The following is an 18,110-nucleotide window of genomic DNA, read 5'->3' as shown; positions in this document are numbered from 1 at the left end:
GCGTGCCGGGCACGTACGCCGGGTCTTAGGGATGTCGAGCGCCACAGGTTAGAGGAAGTTGTGATGACAAGGCAATCGTTTGTAACAGTGCTTGTCGGGGCGAACGAATTACTTCGAGAGGGTCTCATTCGTATCCTGGATGCGGAAAAATTTCGTATTCTCTCCTCTGCGGCTTGTGTTCACGATCTTCTGCAAAAATCGCTACCTCAGCACCGGCCCGTCTTGCTCATCGTGGATGTCGACGGCACAGGGGAGGATGCCGGATTTGGACAAATTGCAGACTTTAAAGCAATGTATCCGACCAGCCATGTCGTGGCGCTGGCCGATCAGTGCCGATCGAACGATATAGTTTCAGCCTTTCGCGCGGGGGCTGACGCGTATTTGACCAAGACTGCCGCTCGAGAAACATTAATCAAGACAATCGAATTGGTTATGCTCGGCCAGACCGTTTTGCCTGCAGAAACGTCGGCTTTTATTCAAGACATTTGGCCCACGAAGTATGATTCGGTGCGTGATTTGACAAGCGCGGCTGTTGAAATCGAGAATGAGGAGAGAGAGCTGTCAGCTTTGTCGAATAGAGAAAAATGTATTCTTAGTTGCTTGATTGAAGGAGAGTCTAACAAAACCATCGCGCGCAAAATTGACATCGCCGAAGCTACGGTGAAAGTACACGTCAAGGCAATCCTTCGAAAAATTCGGGTCCGCAACCGTACTCAGGCTGCAGTTTGGGCGATGAATCACGGCGTGCTCACTCCCTCGTCCGGCAATGGCCTGTCAGGGAACGAAAAGATCGCCATTCAGCCCTCCCACGATCAGCAAGAGCTGATTGGAGCACAAAAGGGATACCGCTTTCTCAAGCGCTCATCCGATGTGACCGCCGCCTCTTCTTGAGATGAAGTCCCGCCGGGGTGGTCGTGGAGCAGGCCGAGCTTCGTGCGAAATCACAATGTGCCTGCAGCCAACCCCACGCTCGTAGGACAGGGTCGACCGCGAGACATTCGCTGGGCTCGACGGGTTGCGCGGAGTCGACTATTTCGCCACGGCTTTCAGATCAGGCAGGCCAAATTCTTTGGCAGTTTACATTTCGCGAAAAACTAGCGGTGGATCATCAGTGAAAAGGCTTGAACTCGCCCGACGGTGTGCTAACAAAAATTTGTCTGTACCGTCTGGCGAGGAACAGCAGCAGCCCATTCAAAGCCAACAAATTTTCAACATCCTTTTTTGAAGTTGAGAGGATGCATCAAGGTGAGCAACGCACAAATTGCTCCTGGATTTTCGCTCAACGAAGCCCGCATTGGAACGGTCGCGGGCGGAGAGTCGGGGCTTCTGGTCTGGAAGTTCGATCAACTGGTTGCAGTCCTTACTCGCATCGACGAGGAAGCCTACTCCACAAAAGGCAAATGGTTCCTTGAGACAGGCTTCGGGTTGCTAAGCGGGCAGCATAAGAATTTCGATACGGTCGAGGAAGCCCTGAGCTGGGTGGGTAGACATACCTTCTCTAGTTCCCTTGACTGATAAGCGGATTTCGGCAATCAGGCGGGGCTGCCGGCAGGGCGGAAGTCGGCGTTTCCCTTCTTGCGCGGTTTTCGACGTAATATCGACCTCATGGGCTGGACGGCACGCGCGAGATTGTGCCCCGAGGCTCGGAGCAACGGACAACACCGAAAGGCGCGGTCGGCCCTGGTACGCCAGAGCGCGTTGGGATTTTGTCGGGTGATGGACCTCAAATCACGGTCAAGGTTGAGGGGCTTTCGCTGAGGCCCGATTGGCGCCAAGCCACCGTGCAGCGACTGAGCGGTTGAAGCGGATGGACGAGACCGGGGCGGCGCTGCGCCAGCCCAGCGGCTCTTCGACCTGGGATCGTCACTTTCGCAGAGCTCCTTCCGCGAAGAGAGCGTTAACCTTGTAGGCGACTTCCGTGCGATTGGTCGCCTTCAGTTTCTTCATGATGTTTCGGATATGCACCTTCACGGTGCTTTCACGCAGATTCAGCTCATAGGCGATGACCTTGTTGGCTTTCCCGCGGCGGAGCGCTTGGGCGACCTCGGCTTGCCTTAGAGTGAATATTCTCGACAAAGGCTGCACGTCGCGGCTTTCTGACTCGATCAGATGCCGCATGGAGAGAACGCTGCTTGCCGGAACAAAGATACCTCCGGCTGCAGCAAGGTTGATTGCTTCGACACACACATCGATACCGACCGAGGTCGGAATGTAGCCTCGTGCGCCACATTCGAGTGCTGCCAATATCTGTGCAAGGTCCTCGTTGTCCGCCAGGATAACTACAGGGATCGATTTGAACTCAGACGATATGCGCCTGATCTCGTCTGCCGTGACATGATCGGTGACCTTCCGACCGCCAAGGTTGAAGAGTATGGCGACCAGCGGGGGGGCTGAGCCCTTCTTCATGCGCCATTCTTCGATCGAACCCATGGCTGCGACCGCCATGCCGAGTTCGTGGTCTACGAGGGCCGATGCGAGACATTCTCGGTCCAACGCCCTTCCATCCAGTATGAGCAGGCATTGATCATGATGAGCACTTTCGGTTCCGTTACTCGAAACCCTAGGCTGATTCAAAGAGGTAACCAGTCCGGCTGAGGAACTCATATTATCCACCCTATTGCCCACGAGCCGCCTCCAGCGGCCGACCATCCCTTGTTCTAGAATTTGGAAAAATGATCCTGCCCGTCCAGTTTTAAGGCTGGATCGCTTCACCCTGACCACACAGCCGTTCCCGCCTACCCCAGCGAAGAATGGCCAACGTCACTCTAGGGTGGTGTTATTAGCGGTCGCTAACCTAGATTAATTTTTAGTAAATTTGGGAATAAGCGGAGCCGACCAGGCCTTGAAGACGCCGCGCCGCACGTTCCCGGCCACACCGCTATGCCTGCTGCTTGAAAACTGATCGCGGAGGCATGCTGGATGCGCCGGGAGAAATCTAGCTGAGGTACTCTTTCTCAAACCCGGCCAATTTCACGAGATTCTTGCGGTTGAGAATCTCGACATGACCGGCCTTGAACGAGACAAGAGCGGCACTGCGGAGTTCCCTCAAAGTCCGGTTCACGTGAACGGGGGTCATTCCGAGGGTGTCCGCCAGTTCATTCTGAGTGAGAGGGCAGTCATACTTCCCGCGAGCGGACAGGCCAACGTTGGAGAGCCTTTCCTCCAATTCGAGCAGGAAATGGGCGGTCCGGCTCATTGCGTTGCGCCGCCCGACATTCACCAGGTGCTCGGCTAGAATGGCATTCATCCGTGCCAAGGAGTGGGCAATCTTGCTGCCGAAAGTAGCTTCGGACAAGATTCCCTCGACCAAGGCCTTCCTTGGTATCGGGTAAACAGTCGCGTCGGTTATGGATGCTAGCGAAGCGAACCGTGGTCCGTCTACGGAGCGGAAGCCGACAATGTCTCCCCAAAGGGGAGTGTCAACGATCTGCCGTTCTCCATCCGGCAGCTCGCGATAGAGCAGGGTCCAGCCTGACTTTACGATGAATATCGTATCGTTGTCGTCATCCTGGCGACATATGATGGAATCGGGTTTGTAGGCCCTTGCGGTAACAGCGAGAACATGGTCGTTGACCCACTCAGTCTTCGACCGCGTCCCCCCAACCGGACGTGGGCCTATGAATTGCGTCAATGTCTGCATTGAGACCAGCAGTTTCCCCAACTCTACCACAACCTACAATAGCTAATTCGTGAGCGCCAGATGTGAGCGGCTTCACAATGAACCGGCTATGGTTGCAACGCCCGATGGACACTTCTCCGACGGCTGTAACGCCCCAACGACTTCGAAGTTCCGTATCAGTCTCCTAAGGTGGAGAAATCGAGAGCCGATGTCTTCGGCGGGGATAGTGCGGCCTCAGGCGAGGCGTGATTTACAACCGCCTGGCTTGCGCATTCGCGTCCAAAACGCGATTTGGCCGGTTTCGGAAAGTCGCCAGTTGGAAATTTGCACGCCTGGCATCAAGAATGGCCGGGCAGGGCGGCTACTAATATATGTGCTCCCAGAAATGTGCAGCGATTCTGGGAGACATGCATCAAAACAAAGGCCTAAGCGCGTTCCCCTGAGTCCTCTTCAGCGGCTCGCTTTGGCTATCGCAGCCGTTGTCGACGAATGCATATGACGTTTCGGTCTTCAGGCGTTTCCCATGGGAGCGGCCTTGCTCAGCCATTGAGGATCGAGAGCCGTATCGCCGGGATGGATAGGGGCTTCGAAGGCATCGATCAGGGTTTTTGCCGCCCTGCCTGCAAGGTGGGATTCTGCGTACCTGGCTTGGACAGCCCGGGCGCGGTCGTAAACTTCTTTGAGTTGCCGGACCTCCTTAGCTCCCAATGTCCCACGCATAATCTGCTTGGCCATACCGTTTCTCCTCCTGTATTGGAACGCCAAGCATATCGACGTCGTTGCCTGTCAGCGCTGCCCTTCGCGCCGCGCGCGAAAACGCGAAAAGACGGGCCAACCTTGCTAACGGACTGAGATCACCGGCAAAACCAACGCGCCCGGTCTCGGCAGCCAGTCCCTAGCGACTCTTGGCGAGCATCTTTTCGCGCCCAGCGCCCAGACGGCCGATCCGAGCGAGAATAGAGTTTACATGGTTGCGAAGGCTCCGGGCATCCGCCTTGGCTAAGCTTTAATGCTTACCGCCGGGCCTGACGTACACAGGTTCCTTCTGAAGGAGTATCCGCTGCCATCCTTCTGCTGCGGGATGTCGGCTACGCCCTTTGGCTCCCTGATCCGATGTCGAGGGCGAGGCTCTGGCCACGCTGGCGGTCGACAAGCTGCGCGGCGCGCAACTGATCTTCGGCAGACGCGGCGGCGCGATCCGACGCCGGCCGTCACCATCCTGATCCCGGACGCTCCTCGCCTGCAACACGAGCCGCAGGCCGACTGCGCCCGCTACGACAGCCCGGGGAGGGCAAGCTGATGGAACGCACGCAGGTTCGGAGCCAATGGGGACGCTGAAGCTCTACGGGATGCGGGGCGCCTATGACGAGGTCATGGCGACAGGCATCAAGCGCCAGCAGGAGCCGCCGAGGATCGTCGGCGATCTGCTGTCGGCCGAGATCGCCGAGAAGCAGGCCCGCTCCATCAAATACTCACCGTCGCCAAGTTGCCGATCGCCAAGGACATCGATGAGTTCGACTTCGACGGCACGCCGGTCAACGAGGTGCTGGTCCGGGACGTACCGTCGGCGTGAAACACGACCAGACAGGATCACTGCCGGTGCCGCGCGTTGCACAGTCCGTCATCGTGCTATTGCAGCGAAGCTTCTTTCGAACCGATCCACGACATCATCGACATCCGCCATCGCCAGGCAAAGCGGCGGGCACATCCGGATGACGTTCCGGTAGGGTCCGGATCGGCTGGCGACGAGCCCGTTGCGGCGCGTTTCCTCGAAGACAGCGAGCGTTTCCTCCGGCGCCGGCTCTTTCGTCGTGCGGTTCTTGACGAGCTCGATCGCAAGCATCAGGCCGCGGCCTCTGACGTCGCCGATGATCGGATAGCGCTCCTTCAGGTCCTCGAGCCGCCCCTTGAGCGCACCACCGACGGCCCGCGCGTTTTCCTGCAGCCGCTCCTCCCGCATCACTTTGAGCACGGCCCTGCCGGCCGCGCAGGCGACAGGATTCGCTCCGTAGGTGTGGAACAGGAACTTGTCGGCCATCGTTTCGGCAACGTCGCGCTTGGCGATGACCGCGCCGAGCGGGATGCCGTTGCCCACGCCCTTCGCCACCACCACGATGTCGGGCACCACGCCATGCGATTCAAAGGACCAGAAGGCGTCGCCCGTGCGCCCGACGCCGCCCTGCACCTCGTCGACGATGCAAAGGCCGCCTGCGGCGCGCACGCGCTCGAACGCTCCGGCGATGTAGCCTTCGGGGATGGGGACGATGCCGCCATAGCCTTGCACGGGTTCGATGATCATGCCCGCCAGCCTGCCGCTCGTCGACGTCGCGATCGCCCGGTCGATCTCCTTCAGATAAGGCTCCACGCCTTCGCCGTGAATGCCGCGATACTGGTTCGGCTCGGGCACGAACGTCACGCCGCCAAGCTGTGGAACGGAGTGACGGAAGCCGGCTATCCCCGTTACCGACTGCGCGCCGAAGGTGGCGCCGTGATAGCTGGAGGCGAGCGCCAGCATGTCGATGTTGCCGGTGTGCGAACGCGCCATCAGAAGCGCGAGGTCGATCGCTTCGGCGCCGGAATTGGTGAAATGGACGACCCACTCATGACCAGCCGGCATCGTGCCTGCCAGTTCCTCGGCATATTGGGCCGGCACCGGATGGTAGAACATGGTGGTGCAGTGGGTCAGCTCGGCGACCTGTTCGCTCGCCGCCTTGACGACCTGTGGATGGGCATGGCCGACCGAGATGCAAAGGTTCATTCCAAGCAGGTCGATGTATTTCCTGTCCTGCTCATCCCACACATATTGCCCGCGGCCACGCTTGATGATCAGCGGATCCTTGTAAGGAACGAATTTGCGCTGGGAGGCGGAGTAGAAGCGGTTCCTGCGGTCGACGATACCTTGCGTCGACCAATCGACCGCGAGCGGTGAATGGGTATGAGGAGCGTTCATATCTTGGCCTCCCGGATTGGACGGGAGCAGGATAGAACATGGACGCGCGCCGAAGGCATCCGGCAAAATCATCCATCAGGATAACTGATGCAGCCGATTAGCAGCTGGCGGATCTGACGAGGGCAATGCGGTCCGCCTCATGTTGAAGCGACGGTTGAGTCCAGAGCGTAGTGGTCGGGAGGCAAATCGGGCAGGCGCTCGTTTATCGTCTGCTTCAGCACTTCGGCGGTACGTGCGGCAAAGGCCTCTGGCAGATCCCCAAGCTCGCGTTCTCGCGCAACCAGAAGGATGTTGCGGGACAGGCTGGTGAACGGCAGCGGATGGATGTCGATTTCCATGCCCTCGGCAAGGCCGTCGATGAGCAGGGTCGGCGTCAGGATGGCGAAACCCATGCCTGCCGCAACCGGCGCCATCACGACGCTGGAGCGGTCGCCCTCCATTGCCCGCGGCAATTCTATGCGCAGGCGGCTGAGATGCTGGTCGACCCGCAATCCGACCGGCGTCTCCCTGGAGAAGCGCACGAATGCGAGTTTTCTGGCGAGCTTGGCGATGTCGCCGACATCGCCGGCAAAACCTTTCGGCGTCACCAGCAGGAATTTTTCCGTCATGACCGGGTAGCGCGTCAGCCCCTCGATCTCGAACAGCTCGCCCGAGGTTACCGCAAGATCGGCGCGGCGTGCCCGAAGCAATGCGACGTGGTCGGTGGCAAGCCCGGCAAAGAGGCTGAGTTCGGGAATGCCGAAATTCTTGCGCGCCAGCACGGAAAGCGCCGGCGCCAGCGTGGTGGCGATCGACGCCAGCAGCGCCACCCTCAGCAGCGGCAGCGGCGCAGCGTTGATGCGGCGGGCGTCGGTGCGCAGCCCCTCGACTTCCGCCAGTATCGCGGTGGCCCGGCGATGCAGCGCGATCCCGGCCTTGGTCAGCTCGATGGGCCTCAGATTGCGGTCGATCAGGCTGACGCCGAGGGCGGTTTCCAGGTTCTTCAGATGCTGCGAGGCGGCGGACTGCGTCATGCCGAGCATCTGCGCGGCCTGCGTCACATGCCGCGTTTCGACGACGGCCGCGAAGACCTCGATCGATCGAAAAAGGTTGAAGTCGAAACTGCCGCTCTTCACCAGGGCTCCTTCGCGGGACCGTACATAAGTTTTGCTAATGTTGCAGAAATCCCATTGAGCGCAAGCCTGCTTGGCGGGAAAGATCGCCCCGTTTCGACGGCAAGGGTATCGCATCGGTGAAGCAAGACGCTCGGATCGTTATCATAGGCGGCGGCGTGATCGGCTTGAGTGTCGCCTATCACCTTGCCGAGCTTGGCGTTACCGATGTCGTTCTCATCGAGCGCAACCAGTTGACGAGCGGCACCTCCTGGCATGCGGCCGGGATCGTGGGGCCGCTCAGGGCAACGCTCAACCTGACGCGCCTGGCGCAATACGCGACCGAACTGTTCCCGAAGCTCGAAGCGTTGACCGGCCAAACCTCAGGCTACCGGCAAACCGGTGGAGTCTGGCTGGCGCGTCGGGAAGAGCGGATGAGCGAGCTCAAACGCATCGCGCATATGGGTGATGTCTGTGGTCTCCAGGTGGGGATCGTTGGAGCGGATGTCGTCGGCGAGCGAGTTCCAGGAATTGCGCTGGACGGGCTCGCGGGCGCGCTTTGGGTCGAGGAAGACGGGCAGGCCAATCCGGTCGATATCTGCGCGGCTTATGCCAGGCGGGCACGCGCCGCCGGGATCCGCATCCTGGAAGGAACGGCCTGCAGCGGCTTCGTGATCGAGAAAGGCCGCGTCGCCGGCGTCAAGCTCGCCTCTGGCAGGACGATCCGTTGCGAGGTTGCGGTGAACTGCGCCGGCGCCTGGGCAAGGCAGATCGGGGCCATGGCCGGCGTGCCGGTGCCGCTGCAGGCGGCCGAACATATGTATGTGGTGACAGAACCGGTGACCGGGTTGCCCAATCCTTTCCCGATCGTGCGCGACCTGGACGAGGGCATCTACGTCAAGGGCGATTCCGGCAAGCTGGTGCTTGGCGGCTTCGAGCCGAACGCCAAGGTCCTCGACGTCACCGGCCCGGCTGGCGACAGGCCCTTCCTTGAATTGCCGGAAGACTGGGACCAGTTCGAACCCTTCATGTCGGCCGGGTTGCGGCTCTTTCCCGCACTTGCCGAAACAGGCATCCGCTACTTCATGAACGGGCCGGAGAGTTTTACGCCGGACACCCAGCCGCTGATGGGCGAGTCGCCCTATCTCCGGGGCTTCTTCGTCGCCGCCGGATTCAATTCGACGGGCATGATGTCGTCTGCCGGCGCCGGCAAGGCGATGGCCGAATGGATCGTCGACGGGGAGCCGGGTCTCGATCTGTGGCCGCTCGATATCGCGCGGTTCGACCGCAGCGCCGCGTCCCGCGCCTTCGTGCAGGTGCGCATGGAGGAATCGGTCGCCGACCTCTTCCGTATGCATTGGCCCTACAAGCAGTCCAGTGCCGGACGTGGGCTGCGCCGTTCGGCGTGGCACGGCATGCTAGCCGGGGTCGGGGCAGTCTTCGGCGCGCCGACCGGCTGGGAACGACCGCTCTGGTATGCCCACAATGAAGTCGAGCGCGAGCCGCGTTACACCTTCGGCAGGCAGCACTGGTGGCCGGCGGCTGAACGCGAGGCGGTGGCCATGGCAAGCGGCGTCGGTCTGTTCGAGCTTTCCCCGTTCACGAAGCTCGATGTCACCGGGCGGGATGCGGCGAAATTGCTGCAACTGCTTGCGGCCAACAATGTCGACGTAGCGGAGGGCAGGGCGGTTTACACGCAGATGCTCAACCGTCATGGTGGGATCGAGGCCGACGTCACGGTCACGCGTTGCGGCGAGACCGCTTTCAGGATCGTCTCCGGCGCGGCCACCCGGCAGAAGGATTTCGCCTGGATTGCCAGGCATGCCAGCGATCTCGGTGTCGACGTCTCGGTGTTCGACGCCACCTCGGCCGAAGCGGTCCTCGGCGTCATGGGGCCACGCTCCCGCGAATTGCTGCAGCAACTGACCGACGCGGACTTGTCGGAAGCGGCCTTTCCCTTCTCGACCTCACGGCGCATCGACATCGGCATGGTCGATGTACGGGCCACACGGGTCAGCTTCGTCGGCGAGCTTGGCTATGAGCTCTACGCTCCCGTCGAATGCGCCGAAAGCCTGCTGTCGACCATCCGGGAAGCCGGCAGGGCGCATGAGGTGGTCTTTTGCGGCCATTATGCGCTGGACGGCTGCCGGCTGGAAAAGGGTTATCGGCACTGGGGCCATGATATCGGGCCGAAGGAGACGCCGATCGAGGCGGGACTGGGCTTTGCCGTCTCCTGGACGAAGGGCGATTTCATCGGCCGTGAAGCCCTCGAAGCGCGCAAGGCGAAGGGCTTTGGACGACGACTGCTGCATTTCGCGGTCGAAGGTGCCAATCCGCTTCTGCTGCATGACGAGCCCATCTATCGGGACGGCGAGTTCGGCGGACTGACCACCTCGGGCGGCTTCGGTTTTCGCACGGGTCTGAGCCTCTGTCTCGGTTATGTCGCGTGCGACCCGGGCGAGACCAAGCAGCAATTGGCCGCATCGAATTTCGAGATTGCGGTCGCCGGGCAGCGCTTCGGCCTGAAGCTTCTCGAAAGACCACCCTACGATCCAACCGGCGGCAGAATGCGCGGCCAACAGGAGACATTATGAGACAGCATGCCCGCGTCGTCGTGATCGGCGGCGGCGCCATGGGGGTTTCCCTTCTCTATCACCTCGCCAAGCGGGGCTGGAGCGACGTAATGCTTGTCGAGCGGCAGGAGCTGACCGCGGGCTCGACCTGGCACGCCGCCGGGCTTTGCACGCACTTCGCCCACAACGCCACGATCATGGAGATGCGCGCTCATTCCGTGCGGCTCTACCGCGAGGTGCTGACGGCCGAAACCGGCCTGCCGACCGGCTTCCATGCAAGCGGCGCCCTGCGCGTGACGCGATCGCCGGAGCGAATGGCCGAGTTCCGTCATGCGCAGGGCCTTGGCCGCTTCGTCGGCCATGACTTCAACATCCTGACGCCGGCCGAGCTGAAGAAAATATATCCGCTCTGCGAAACCGACGGCATACTGGGCGCCTTCCATGAGCCGAATGACGGGCATGTCGATCCGACATTGGCCACCAACGCGATGGCTGCGGGCGCGCGTTCGCGCGGCGCAGAAATCGTCCGGCACAATCCTGTGCTGTCGATAGAGCGCACGGCTTCGGACGAGTGGCTGGTCCGCACCGCGCAAGGCGATATCAGGGCGGAGCATGTGGTGAACGCCGCCGGCACCTGGTGCCGCGAGGTCGGCACGATGATGGGCATCGACTTGCCCGTCGTGCCGATGCTGCATCAATACGTCGTCACCGATACCGTGCCTGAAATTGCCGCGCGCATCGCGGCCGGTGAAAAGGAACTGCCGATCATCCGCGATCCGGAGGAAAGCTGGTATCTGCGGCAGGAGCGGGATGGCTACATCGTCGGGCCTTACGAGAAGGCGGCTCATCCATGGGCGATCGACGGTGTGCCGCCCGAGTTCGGAATGGAGCTGCTGCCCCCCGACCTCGACCGCGTCGAGCACATCATCGCGCTGGCGATGGAGCGCGTGCCGGCGCTCGCCAATGCCGGCATCAAGACCGTGGTCAACGGTCCGATCACCTTCACGCCGGATGCCAATCCGCTGGTAGGCCCGGCTTTCGGCCTCAGGAACGGCTGGCTTCTGACGGGGTCGAGCATGGGTGTGATGGAAGGTGGCGGAGCCGGCGCCTTCCTCGCCGACTGGATCGTCGACGGCGAGCCGCCGCGCGATGCGCTGGCCATCGATCCCCGGCGCTTCGGCAACTACGCCGACCGCGACTATCGCGTCGACAAGGCGGTGGAATGCTTCGGCCTGCAGTTCGGCGTCCACTACCCTTACGAGGAACGTGAGGCGGGGCGTCCGCGCCGCACCACGCCGGCGCTCGATATCCAATTGTCGCAAGGCGCGGTGCTGGGCGCCGCCTATGGCTGGGAGCGGCCCAACTGGTTCGCGACAGCGAGCATCGACCGCGACCCGCCGCTGACGTTCAAACGCCCGGGCTGGCTTGGCGCGGTAAAAGGGGAATGCCTTGCCGTGCGCGACAGCGCGGGCGTCATCGACCTTTCGGCGTTCTCGAAGTTCGAGGTGAGCGGGCCGGACGCCGAAGCCTTCATGGCTTCCCTGGGCGCCAACACGCCGCCGTCGCGCCTCGGCCGCCTCGGCCTCATTCACGTTCTGACCGAGAGAGGCGGTGTCGCGTCCGAGTTCACGGTCACGCGGCTCGAGCAGCACCGTTTCTACCTGACCAGCGCCGCGCTGGCTGAACGGCATGACGAGGACCTGCTTCGCGCCCGGTCGGCATCGTTTCCGGGCGTCGTCATCGAGAACATCACCGAGAGGCGGGGTGTGCTGGGCGTCATGGGGCCGAACGCGGCCGAGATCCTGCAGGCGGTCAGCGAGGTCGATTTCTCGAACGCGGCCTTCCCGTGGCTGTCGGCGCAGACGATCAGGATCGCAGGCATCAAGGTGACGGCGCTTCGGGTGTCCTACGCCGGCGAGCCGGGATGGGAACTGCATGTCCAGTTAGCGCAGTTCCGGCGGCTCTACGAGACGATCGCCATGGCGGGGGCGAAACACGGCCTGCGTCCCTTCGGCGTCTATGCCTTGAACTTCATGCGGCTGGAGAAGGGTTATCGCGGCTGGGGCGCGGACCTCACGACCGAGCGTACGCCGCTCGAGGCCGGCCTGAGCGCCTTGGTCAAGGCGGACGGACGTTCCTTCGTCGGCCGCGATGCCATGCTCGAGCGCCAGAAGGCGCATCCTTGGCGGATGGCGCTCCTGGAGATCGAGGACGATGGCGAACGGCTTCCGTTCCACGGCCACGCCGTCCTGAGCGATGGCTGGCCCGTCGGCGTCATCACCAGCGGGGGCTATGGCTTTCGCACGAGCAAGGTGCTGGCGCTCGCCTATCTCAGGCCGGGAATATCCGAACGTGCGTTCGGCGTATCGATCCTCGGCAACGAACTCGCGGCCCGAGAGCTGGAAGAAGCTCCGTACGATCCGCGAAATCTGCGGCTGCGCGGGATGGATCGCTTGCAACCCGCGACGTCGCTTTGAACCTCTGGAGAGGCACTATGGAAGATGTCGTCACACCTGGCGAGGCAGCACCCCCAGCCCGCACTCGTGGCCGCGCCGCGCGTCTCGTGCAACGCGGCGCGCAAGAACCGCGTCGTCCCTACCTCAGCCGCCGGATCGGGACGTTCAACATTCTCGACGAGGAGGGGCTGAGCCTGATCGAGGCCAATGCCGACCGCCTGCTCAAGGAGGTCGGCATGGAATTCCATGACGATTCGGAAATCCTCGATCTCTTCCGCGCCGCCGGAGCCGATGTGAAGGGAACGCGCGTCCGCTTCGAGCCCGGCATGTGCCGCAAGCTCATTCGCGCGACCGCGCCGCAACAGTTCAAGCAGCATGCCCGCAATCCGGCCAACACCGTCGTGATCGGCGGCGACAACACGGTGCTTTGCCCATCCTGGGGCCCGCCCTTCGTGCACGATCTCGACCGGGGCCGTCGCTATGCGACGCTGAACGACTTCCGCGACTTGGTGCGGATCCACCAGATGATCCCGTACCTGCACCATTCCGGAGGTGTGGTGTGCGAACCGGTCGACCTCCCGGCGAACAAGCGCCATCTGGACATGCTCTACACGCATGTGCGCTACTCGGACCGCCCTTTCATGGGAGCGTTCATCGGCTCCATGCGGGCGCAAGACGCGGTCGATATCGCCAAGATCGTCTTCGGCGAGGCGTTCGTTGCGGAGAACGCCGTGCTCTACAACGTCAGCAACACCAACGCGCCGCTGGTGCTCGACGCCAATATGTCGGGCTCGCTCAAGGTCTACGCGCGCAACAACCAGCCGGTCGCCTGCACGCCATGGACGCTCGCCGGCGCGATGAGCCCCTGCACCGTCGCCGGCACGCTGGCGCAGGTGCTGGCCGAGGCGCTCGCGTGTCTTTCGCTCGTCCAGCTCATCAATCCGGGAGCACCCTGTCTGATGGGGAGCTTCGCCAGCACCATCTCCATGCAAAGCGGCGCGCCGACTTTCGGCACGCCGGAAGCGGCAAAGATGGTTCTGGCGGCGGGCCAGCTGGCGCGAAGGCTCGGGGTTCCGTTCCACACCGTCGGCACGCTCTCCGCATCCAAGCTGCCCGACGCGCAGGCGGAGCAGGAGGGGACGTGGGGTCTGCTGATGTCGCTTCTCGCCGGCGCCAACGTCATCAACCACGCGACGGGATGGCTGGAAGGAGGGCTCGTCACCGGCTTCGAGAAGACCATCATCGATGCCGATCTTTGCGGCAAGGTGATGAGCCTGTTCGAAGGCATCGATCTGTCGGTGAATGCGCAAGCTATGGAAGCCATCGAGGAAGTCGGGCCGGGGTCTCATTTCCTCGGCAGCGCCCATACGCAGTCGAATTTCCTGTCGGCCTTCTACCGCTCGACGATCAGCGACAACAATTCGTTCGAGCAGTGGAATTCCGAGGGCGGACTGGATGCCGCCCAGCGCGCCAATCGCCAGTGGAAGAAGCTTCTGAGCGACTATGCGGACCCCGGCCTCGACCCCGCGATCGATGAAGAACTGCGGGCCTTCATCGCCAGGCGCAAGGAGAGCATGCCCGACCAGGATTATTTCTGAGCGTTAAAAGCACTTTGCGCGTCAAGACCTTATGCGAGTCATCGTTTTTCCTAATGCAGAAGAATAAGGGATGGATTGCCTGCCCGTTTCGCTAACCTGATGCCAAGATCAACAAAGACATCAGGATTGGGGAATCCGTCATGAAACCTTATCTTCTCGGACTATCGGCCATAGCGCTCGCGGGCTCGATGACATCGGCTTTTTCGGCCGACGTCACGATGCCCGATCCAAACTACGCGACCGCTACCGCGGTGATGAATGTCATCAAAGCTGCTGCGGAGCAGGAATTCGGCCTGCAGATATCGACGGTCACCACCACCGCCGTGCCGGTGATCTGGGAAGCGATGGACCGCAACAAGGGTGAGGTCGACATATGGCCGGACACCTGGCTTCCCAACCAGCAGGGTCTCGTCGATAAATACGTCAAGGACAAGAAATCGGTTAAGCTGGCGGAGAACAGCTACGAAGCCCAGCAGGGCTATTGCGTCACAGAAGTCACCTACGACAAATTCGGCATCAAGAATGTTTCGGATCTGGCCAATCCCGACAACGCCAAGATCTTCGACCGTGACGGCGACGGCAAGGGCAACATTTGGATCGGAGCGCCGGGCTGGCAGTCGACCAACATCGAGAAGGTTCGCGCCCGGGACTACGGCTTTGCCGATTTCTTCAACCTGGAGGCGACCGACGAGGCGATTTCGAACGCCACGCTCGACACCGCGGCCAAGCAGGACAAGCCCTGGGTTGGATATTGCTACGGACCGCACCAAAATTTCGCCCGCTACAAGCTGAAATTCCTCGAAGAGCCGGCGTATGATGCGGCCAAGTTCGTCGTGGTCCAGGCAAACGAAGACCCGCAATGGTTCGAAAAATCCAAGATATCGTCGGCATATGCCAAGACGACCGTTCACATCGCCTACGCCTCGTCCTTGGCCGATCGCCAGCCGGACCTCGTCGCCGCGCTCGAACGCATGCAGTTCAATCCTGACGATGTGAGCAAATGGGCATACTCCATCATCGTGGACAAGAAGCCTGCCGACGAGGTGGCGAAGGATTGGATCAAGGCGAATCCCGAAACGGTTTCGAAGTGGTTCGGCCACTGAACGACAGGGCAAAACCTCCTGGTCGTGACGGCTTCGCGGTGACCATGCGCGAAGCCGTTTCGCATGGAGGTTGGGGGCGATGATGCAAGCGCATACGCCGGCCTCCTTTTCGCGCGACGCCGCGAAGGGTTCGGACGCCGCCATCGTCATGAAGGCGGTGTGGAAGGTTTTTGGCGCCCGCGAGCGCGAGGCCATCTCGGCCATCCGCAGCCAGGGGCTCGACAAGCAGCAGGTCGCCGAGCGCTTCGGCTGCGTGGTCGGTGTCGCCGGCATCGACATTTCGGTTGCCCGCGGCGAGATCTTTTGCGTGATGGGTCTTTCGGGCAGCGGAAAATCGACGCTGATCCGCCACATCAATCGCCTGCTTGAACCTTCGTCGGGCGAAATCTTCATCGATGGCGAGAACATCCTGGCGAAGACGCCGGCCGAGCTTCGGGCGTTGCGTTCGCGCAAGATCGGCATGGTGTTCCAGAGCTTCGGACTTCTGCCTCACCGCACGGTCCGCGACAATGTCGCGCTGCCGCTCGAAATCCAGGGTGCGACCAAGCAGCGTCGCTTCGACGTCGCCGAAGCGGCACTGGCGAAGGTCAATCTGTCGGGTTGGGGGGACCGCTACTGCCAGGAGCTTTCCGGCGGCATGCAGCAGCGTGTCGGACTGGCGCGCGCGCTCGCGGCCGATCCCGCGATCCTTCTGATGGACGAGCCGTTCAGCGCGCTCGATCCGCTGATCAGGCGGCAACTTCAGGACGAGTTCGTGGCGCTTTCCAAGTCGATGGGCAAAACGGTGATCTTCATCACCCACGACCTCGACGAGGCGATCCGCATCGGTGACCGGATCGCCATCATGAAGGACGGCGTGATCATTCAGACCGACACGCCGGAGGAGATGGTCACGGCGCCGAAGCACGACTATGTCGCCAGGTTTATCGCCGATATACCGCGCCTCAACGTCATCACCGCCCGGCGCATCATGCGGCCTGTCGCCGAGGCTGGCCCGCAGGAGCACAAATTGCGCAGGGTCGCCGAGCAGGATCTTCTGTCCACCCTCGTGGACATCGCCGCGGCCTCGCCGGATCCGCTGGCCGTCGAGGACGCAAAAGGCAACATTGTCGGCATCGTCGACCGACAGTCGATCCTCAACGGCTTGAGAAAGGCGGACACGGCGTGAACACGCATCTGCCCCCAAGTCCCGATGGGATGATCCAGCCTCGGGTCGGGTCGGAGGACGCGCTCGCCCGCGAATTCGCGGTCCAGGCTGCCGACTACTATGTCCGCGCGTTTGCAAGGATCAGGAACGCAACCGGAAGAGCCTGGTCGTTCAACCCGGCCGCCGCACTTTTGGGGCCCGTCTGGGCGGCTTCGCGCAACCTGCTGCTCCTGTTCTGGATAACGCTCCTGCTCCACATCGCGGCCGTCGCGCAGATCAGCATCGGCGCCTCCGGCAATCAGGGGGCCGCGGAGCAGAGTCGGGCCGAGCGTCTGACGCAACAGGCCGAGGGGCGAGCCAAGCAGGCGCAGGCCGCCAAGGATTCGGGCGCCGCCAACGCCGATGGCCTGGATAAATCGGCAAAGGCTCTTGAGCGCGCCGCGACCCAGGCCGTGGCCGCCGCGACGGCGGCGCGCGCGCAAGGTCCACGCTTCCTTGCAACAGGCCTGGCCACGCTGCTGCTGAGCGCCGCACTCAGCGGGCTGCTTGCCAACGGCATGCTTGAACGCCGTTTTACCCGATGGCGTTCGGATCGAACCATTCATCGCGGTCGCAACCACGTGCTCGCGTCATTTGCCACGCTTTTCTGCGTCGCGATTTTTGCGCTCACGGCCTATCGTTTTGCCACGGCCGCGCCCGCGCCGTGGCTGGCGGCGGCGCCATCGAACAGGGGTTGGCAGGCGGCGCTGTCGTCCGGGCTCGATACCGTGATGCACCAGATCGCGCAGTCGGGTGACACGTTCTTCAGTCTCGTCACGCGCGGCCTGTCCGGCTTCCTCGATGCCTTGGCCTATGCGCTCACCGCCATGCCGTGGCCGGTGACGATGGCGCTGATCTTGCTGCTTGCCTGGCAACTCGCCGGTCCCCGCGTCGCCATCTTCACCGGCGCGGCACTTGCCTATCTTTCACTGCTAGGTTTCTGGGAAAAAAGCCTCGACACGGTCGCGCTGCTCGGCACGGCGGCGATCCTGTGTCTGGCGATCGGCATTCCGCTCGGCATCTGGTGCGGACGCCGGCCGCGCGTCGATGCCGCCATCCGTCCGGTCCTGGATTTCATGCAGACCATGCCGGCCTTCGTTTACCTGATCCCCGTCATCGCGCTTTTCGGCATCGGCAAGCCGCCGGGCATCATTGCCACGCTGATCTTCGGCACGCCGCCCGTCGTGCGCCTGACAGCGCTTGGCCTGCAGGGCGTTCCCTCCAGTATTCGCGAGGCCGCGCAGGCCTATGGCGCGACGCGATGGTTTCTCCTCACACGGGTAGACCTGCCGCTGGCCAAGCCCTCGATCATGGCCGGCATCAACCAGACCATCCTGATGTGCCTTTCCATGGTCGTCATTGCCTCTCTGATCGGAGCCAAGGGCCTCGGCGAGGATGTGCTGAACGCGCTGCAATACGCCGCCGTGGGGCAGGGGCTTCTGGCAGGCTTTGCGATCCTGCTATGCGCGATGGTGATCGACCGCATCGTCCAGGGCAACGCGTCGCAGTCGGGCAAGTAGTTTCGACAAGACCG

Annotated in this window: 13 protein-coding genes and 1 pseudogene; 9 read left to right on the top strand and 5 right to left on the bottom strand. The window is 62.1% G+C overall.

The window, feature by feature from the left end; translation table 11 throughout:
- Nucleotides 1-63 precede the first annotated feature (63 nt).
- Both FJW10_RS06340 and FJW10_RS06335 read left to right on the top strand, forming a co-directional pair.
- Nucleotides 64-891 carry a response regulator transcription factor gene (locus tag FJW10_RS06340; protein WP_140899200.1) on the top strand — a complete coding sequence of 276 codons (828 nt, stop codon included), beginning with the start codon at nt 64-66 and terminating at the stop codon, nt 889-891.
- Nucleotides 892-1,245: 354 nt separating this feature from the next.
- Nucleotides 1,246-1,515, top strand: a complete 270-nt coding sequence (locus tag FJW10_RS06335; RefSeq protein WP_181177430.1) for a hypothetical protein — start codon at nt 1,246-1,248, stop codon at nt 1,513-1,515.
- Between the two features lie 348 nt (nt 1,516-1,863).
- Here FJW10_RS06335 and FJW10_RS06330 read toward each other — a convergent pair whose 3' ends face one another.
- From FJW10_RS06330 to FJW10_RS06320, 3 genes are all read right to left on the bottom strand, one after another.
- Nucleotides 1,864-2,604: a response regulator transcription factor gene (locus FJW10_RS06330; protein ID WP_246674129.1), complete on the bottom strand. Its 741-nt coding sequence runs from the start codon at nt 2,602-2,604 to the stop codon at nt 1,864-1,866.
- 331 nt (nt 2,605-2,935) lie between these two features.
- The gene (locus FJW10_RS06325; protein ID WP_140899198.1) at nt 2,936-3,640 is read right to left on the bottom strand and encodes a Crp/Fnr family transcriptional regulator; all 705 of its coding nucleotides are present in this window, start codon (nt 3,638-3,640) and stop codon (nt 2,936-2,938) included.
- A 489-nt stretch (nt 3,641-4,129) separates the two neighbouring features.
- Nucleotides 4,130-4,354, bottom strand: coding sequence for a hypothetical protein (locus FJW10_RS06320; protein ID WP_140834968.1), 225 nt, complete (start codon nt 4,352-4,354; stop codon nt 4,130-4,132).
- 564 nt (nt 4,355-4,918) lie between these two features.
- On the opposite strand from FJW10_RS06320, the pseudogene FJW10_RS30720 reads away from it, so the two are divergent.
- Nucleotides 4,919-5,180: pseudogene (locus tag FJW10_RS30720) on the top strand (ATP-binding protein); the annotation flags it as partial.
- A 60-nt stretch (nt 5,181-5,240) separates the two neighbouring features.
- On the opposite strand, the gene FJW10_RS06305 reads toward FJW10_RS30720, so the two are convergent.
- Together FJW10_RS06305 and FJW10_RS06300 are read right to left on the bottom strand one after the other, a co-directional pair.
- Complete coding sequence (locus FJW10_RS06305) at nt 5,241-6,569, bottom strand: aspartate aminotransferase family protein (protein ID WP_140899194.1); 1,329 nt, start codon at nt 6,567-6,569, stop codon at nt 5,241-5,243.
- 137 nt (nt 6,570-6,706) lie between these two features.
- Nucleotides 6,707-7,684, bottom strand: coding sequence for a LysR family transcriptional regulator (locus FJW10_RS06300; RefSeq protein ID WP_181177429.1), 978 nt, complete (start codon nt 7,682-7,684; stop codon nt 6,707-6,709).
- Between the two features lie 116 nt (nt 7,685-7,800).
- Between FJW10_RS06300 and FJW10_RS06295 the strand changes: the two genes are divergently transcribed.
- The 6 genes from FJW10_RS06295 (at nt 7,801) to FJW10_RS06270 (ending at nt 18,096) form a co-directional block, all read left to right on the top strand.
- On the top strand, nt 7,801-10,254 hold the full coding sequence (locus FJW10_RS06295) for an FAD-dependent oxidoreductase (protein ID WP_140899191.1): 2,454 nt from the start codon (nt 7,801-7,803) through the stop codon (nt 10,252-10,254).
- Nucleotides 10,251-12,710, top strand: a complete 2,460-nt coding sequence (locus FJW10_RS06290) for an FAD-dependent oxidoreductase (protein WP_140899189.1) — start codon at nt 10,251-10,253, stop codon at nt 12,708-12,710. Before FJW10_RS06295 ends, FJW10_RS06290 begins: the two co-directional genes overlap by 4 nt.
- A 17-nt stretch (nt 12,711-12,727) precedes the next feature.
- Nucleotides 12,728-14,287 carry a trimethylamine methyltransferase family protein gene (locus FJW10_RS06285; RefSeq protein ID WP_140899187.1) on the top strand — a complete coding sequence of 520 codons (1,560 nt, stop codon included), beginning with the start codon at nt 12,728-12,730 and terminating at the stop codon, nt 14,285-14,287.
- 140 nt (nt 14,288-14,427) lie between these two features.
- Nucleotides 14,428-15,390 carry a glycine betaine ABC transporter substrate-binding protein gene (locus tag FJW10_RS06280; protein ID WP_140834975.1) on the top strand — a complete coding sequence of 321 codons (963 nt, stop codon included), beginning with the start codon at nt 14,428-14,430 and terminating at the stop codon, nt 15,388-15,390.
- A gap of 79 nt (nt 15,391-15,469) precedes the next feature.
- On the top strand, nt 15,470-16,558 hold the full coding sequence (locus FJW10_RS06275) for a betaine/proline/choline family ABC transporter ATP-binding protein (RefSeq protein WP_348639750.1): 1,089 nt from the start codon (nt 15,470-15,472) through the stop codon (nt 16,556-16,558).
- On the top strand, nt 16,555-18,096 hold the full coding sequence (locus tag FJW10_RS06270; protein WP_210239783.1) for a proline/glycine betaine ABC transporter permease: 1,542 nt from the start codon (nt 16,555-16,557) through the stop codon (nt 18,094-18,096). The genes FJW10_RS06275 and FJW10_RS06270 overlap by 4 nt, the downstream gene beginning before the upstream one ends.
- The last annotated feature ends 14 nt before the right edge of the window (nt 18,097-18,110 follow it).

The organism is Mesorhizobium sp. B4-1-1 (genome assembly GCF_006439375.1).
Classification (GTDB): Bacteria; Pseudomonadota; Alphaproteobacteria; order Rhizobiales; family Rhizobiaceae; genus Mesorhizobium.
This window is presented reverse-complemented; position numbering and strand designations above follow the sequence as displayed.

Excerpts from the sequence above, each read along its gene's own strand:
- FJW10_RS06290 (WP_140899189.1), top strand. The coding sequence starts at position 10,251 with ATGAGACAGCATGCCCGCGTCGTCGTGATCGGCGGCGGCGCCATGGGG.
- FJW10_RS06275 (WP_348639750.1), top strand. The coding sequence starts at position 15,470 with ATGATGCAAGCGCATACGCCGGCCTCCTTTTCGCGCGACGCCGCGAAG.
- FJW10_RS06285 (WP_140899187.1), top strand. The coding sequence starts at position 12,728 with ATGGAAGATGTCGTCACACCTGGCGAGGCAGCACCCCCAGCCCGCACT.
- FJW10_RS06325 (WP_140899198.1), bottom strand. The coding sequence starts at position 3,640 with ATGCAGACATTGACGCAATTCATAGGCCCACGTCCGGTTGGGGGGACG.
- FJW10_RS06330 (WP_246674129.1), bottom strand. The coding sequence starts at position 2,604 with ATGAGTTCCTCAGCCGGACTGGTTACCTCTTTGAATCAGCCTAGGGTT.
- FJW10_RS06305 (WP_140899194.1), bottom strand. The coding sequence starts at position 6,569 with ATGAACGCTCCTCATACCCATTCACCGCTCGCGGTCGATTGGTCGACG.
- FJW10_RS06320 (WP_140834968.1), bottom strand. The coding sequence starts at position 4,354 with ATGGCCAAGCAGATTATGCGTGGGACATTGGGAGCTAAGGAGGTCCGG.
- FJW10_RS06340 (WP_140899200.1), top strand. The coding sequence starts at position 64 with ATGACAAGGCAATCGTTTGTAACAGTGCTTGTCGGGGCGAACGAATTA.
- FJW10_RS06280 (WP_140834975.1), top strand. The coding sequence starts at position 14,428 with ATGAAACCTTATCTTCTCGGACTATCGGCCATAGCGCTCGCGGGCTCG.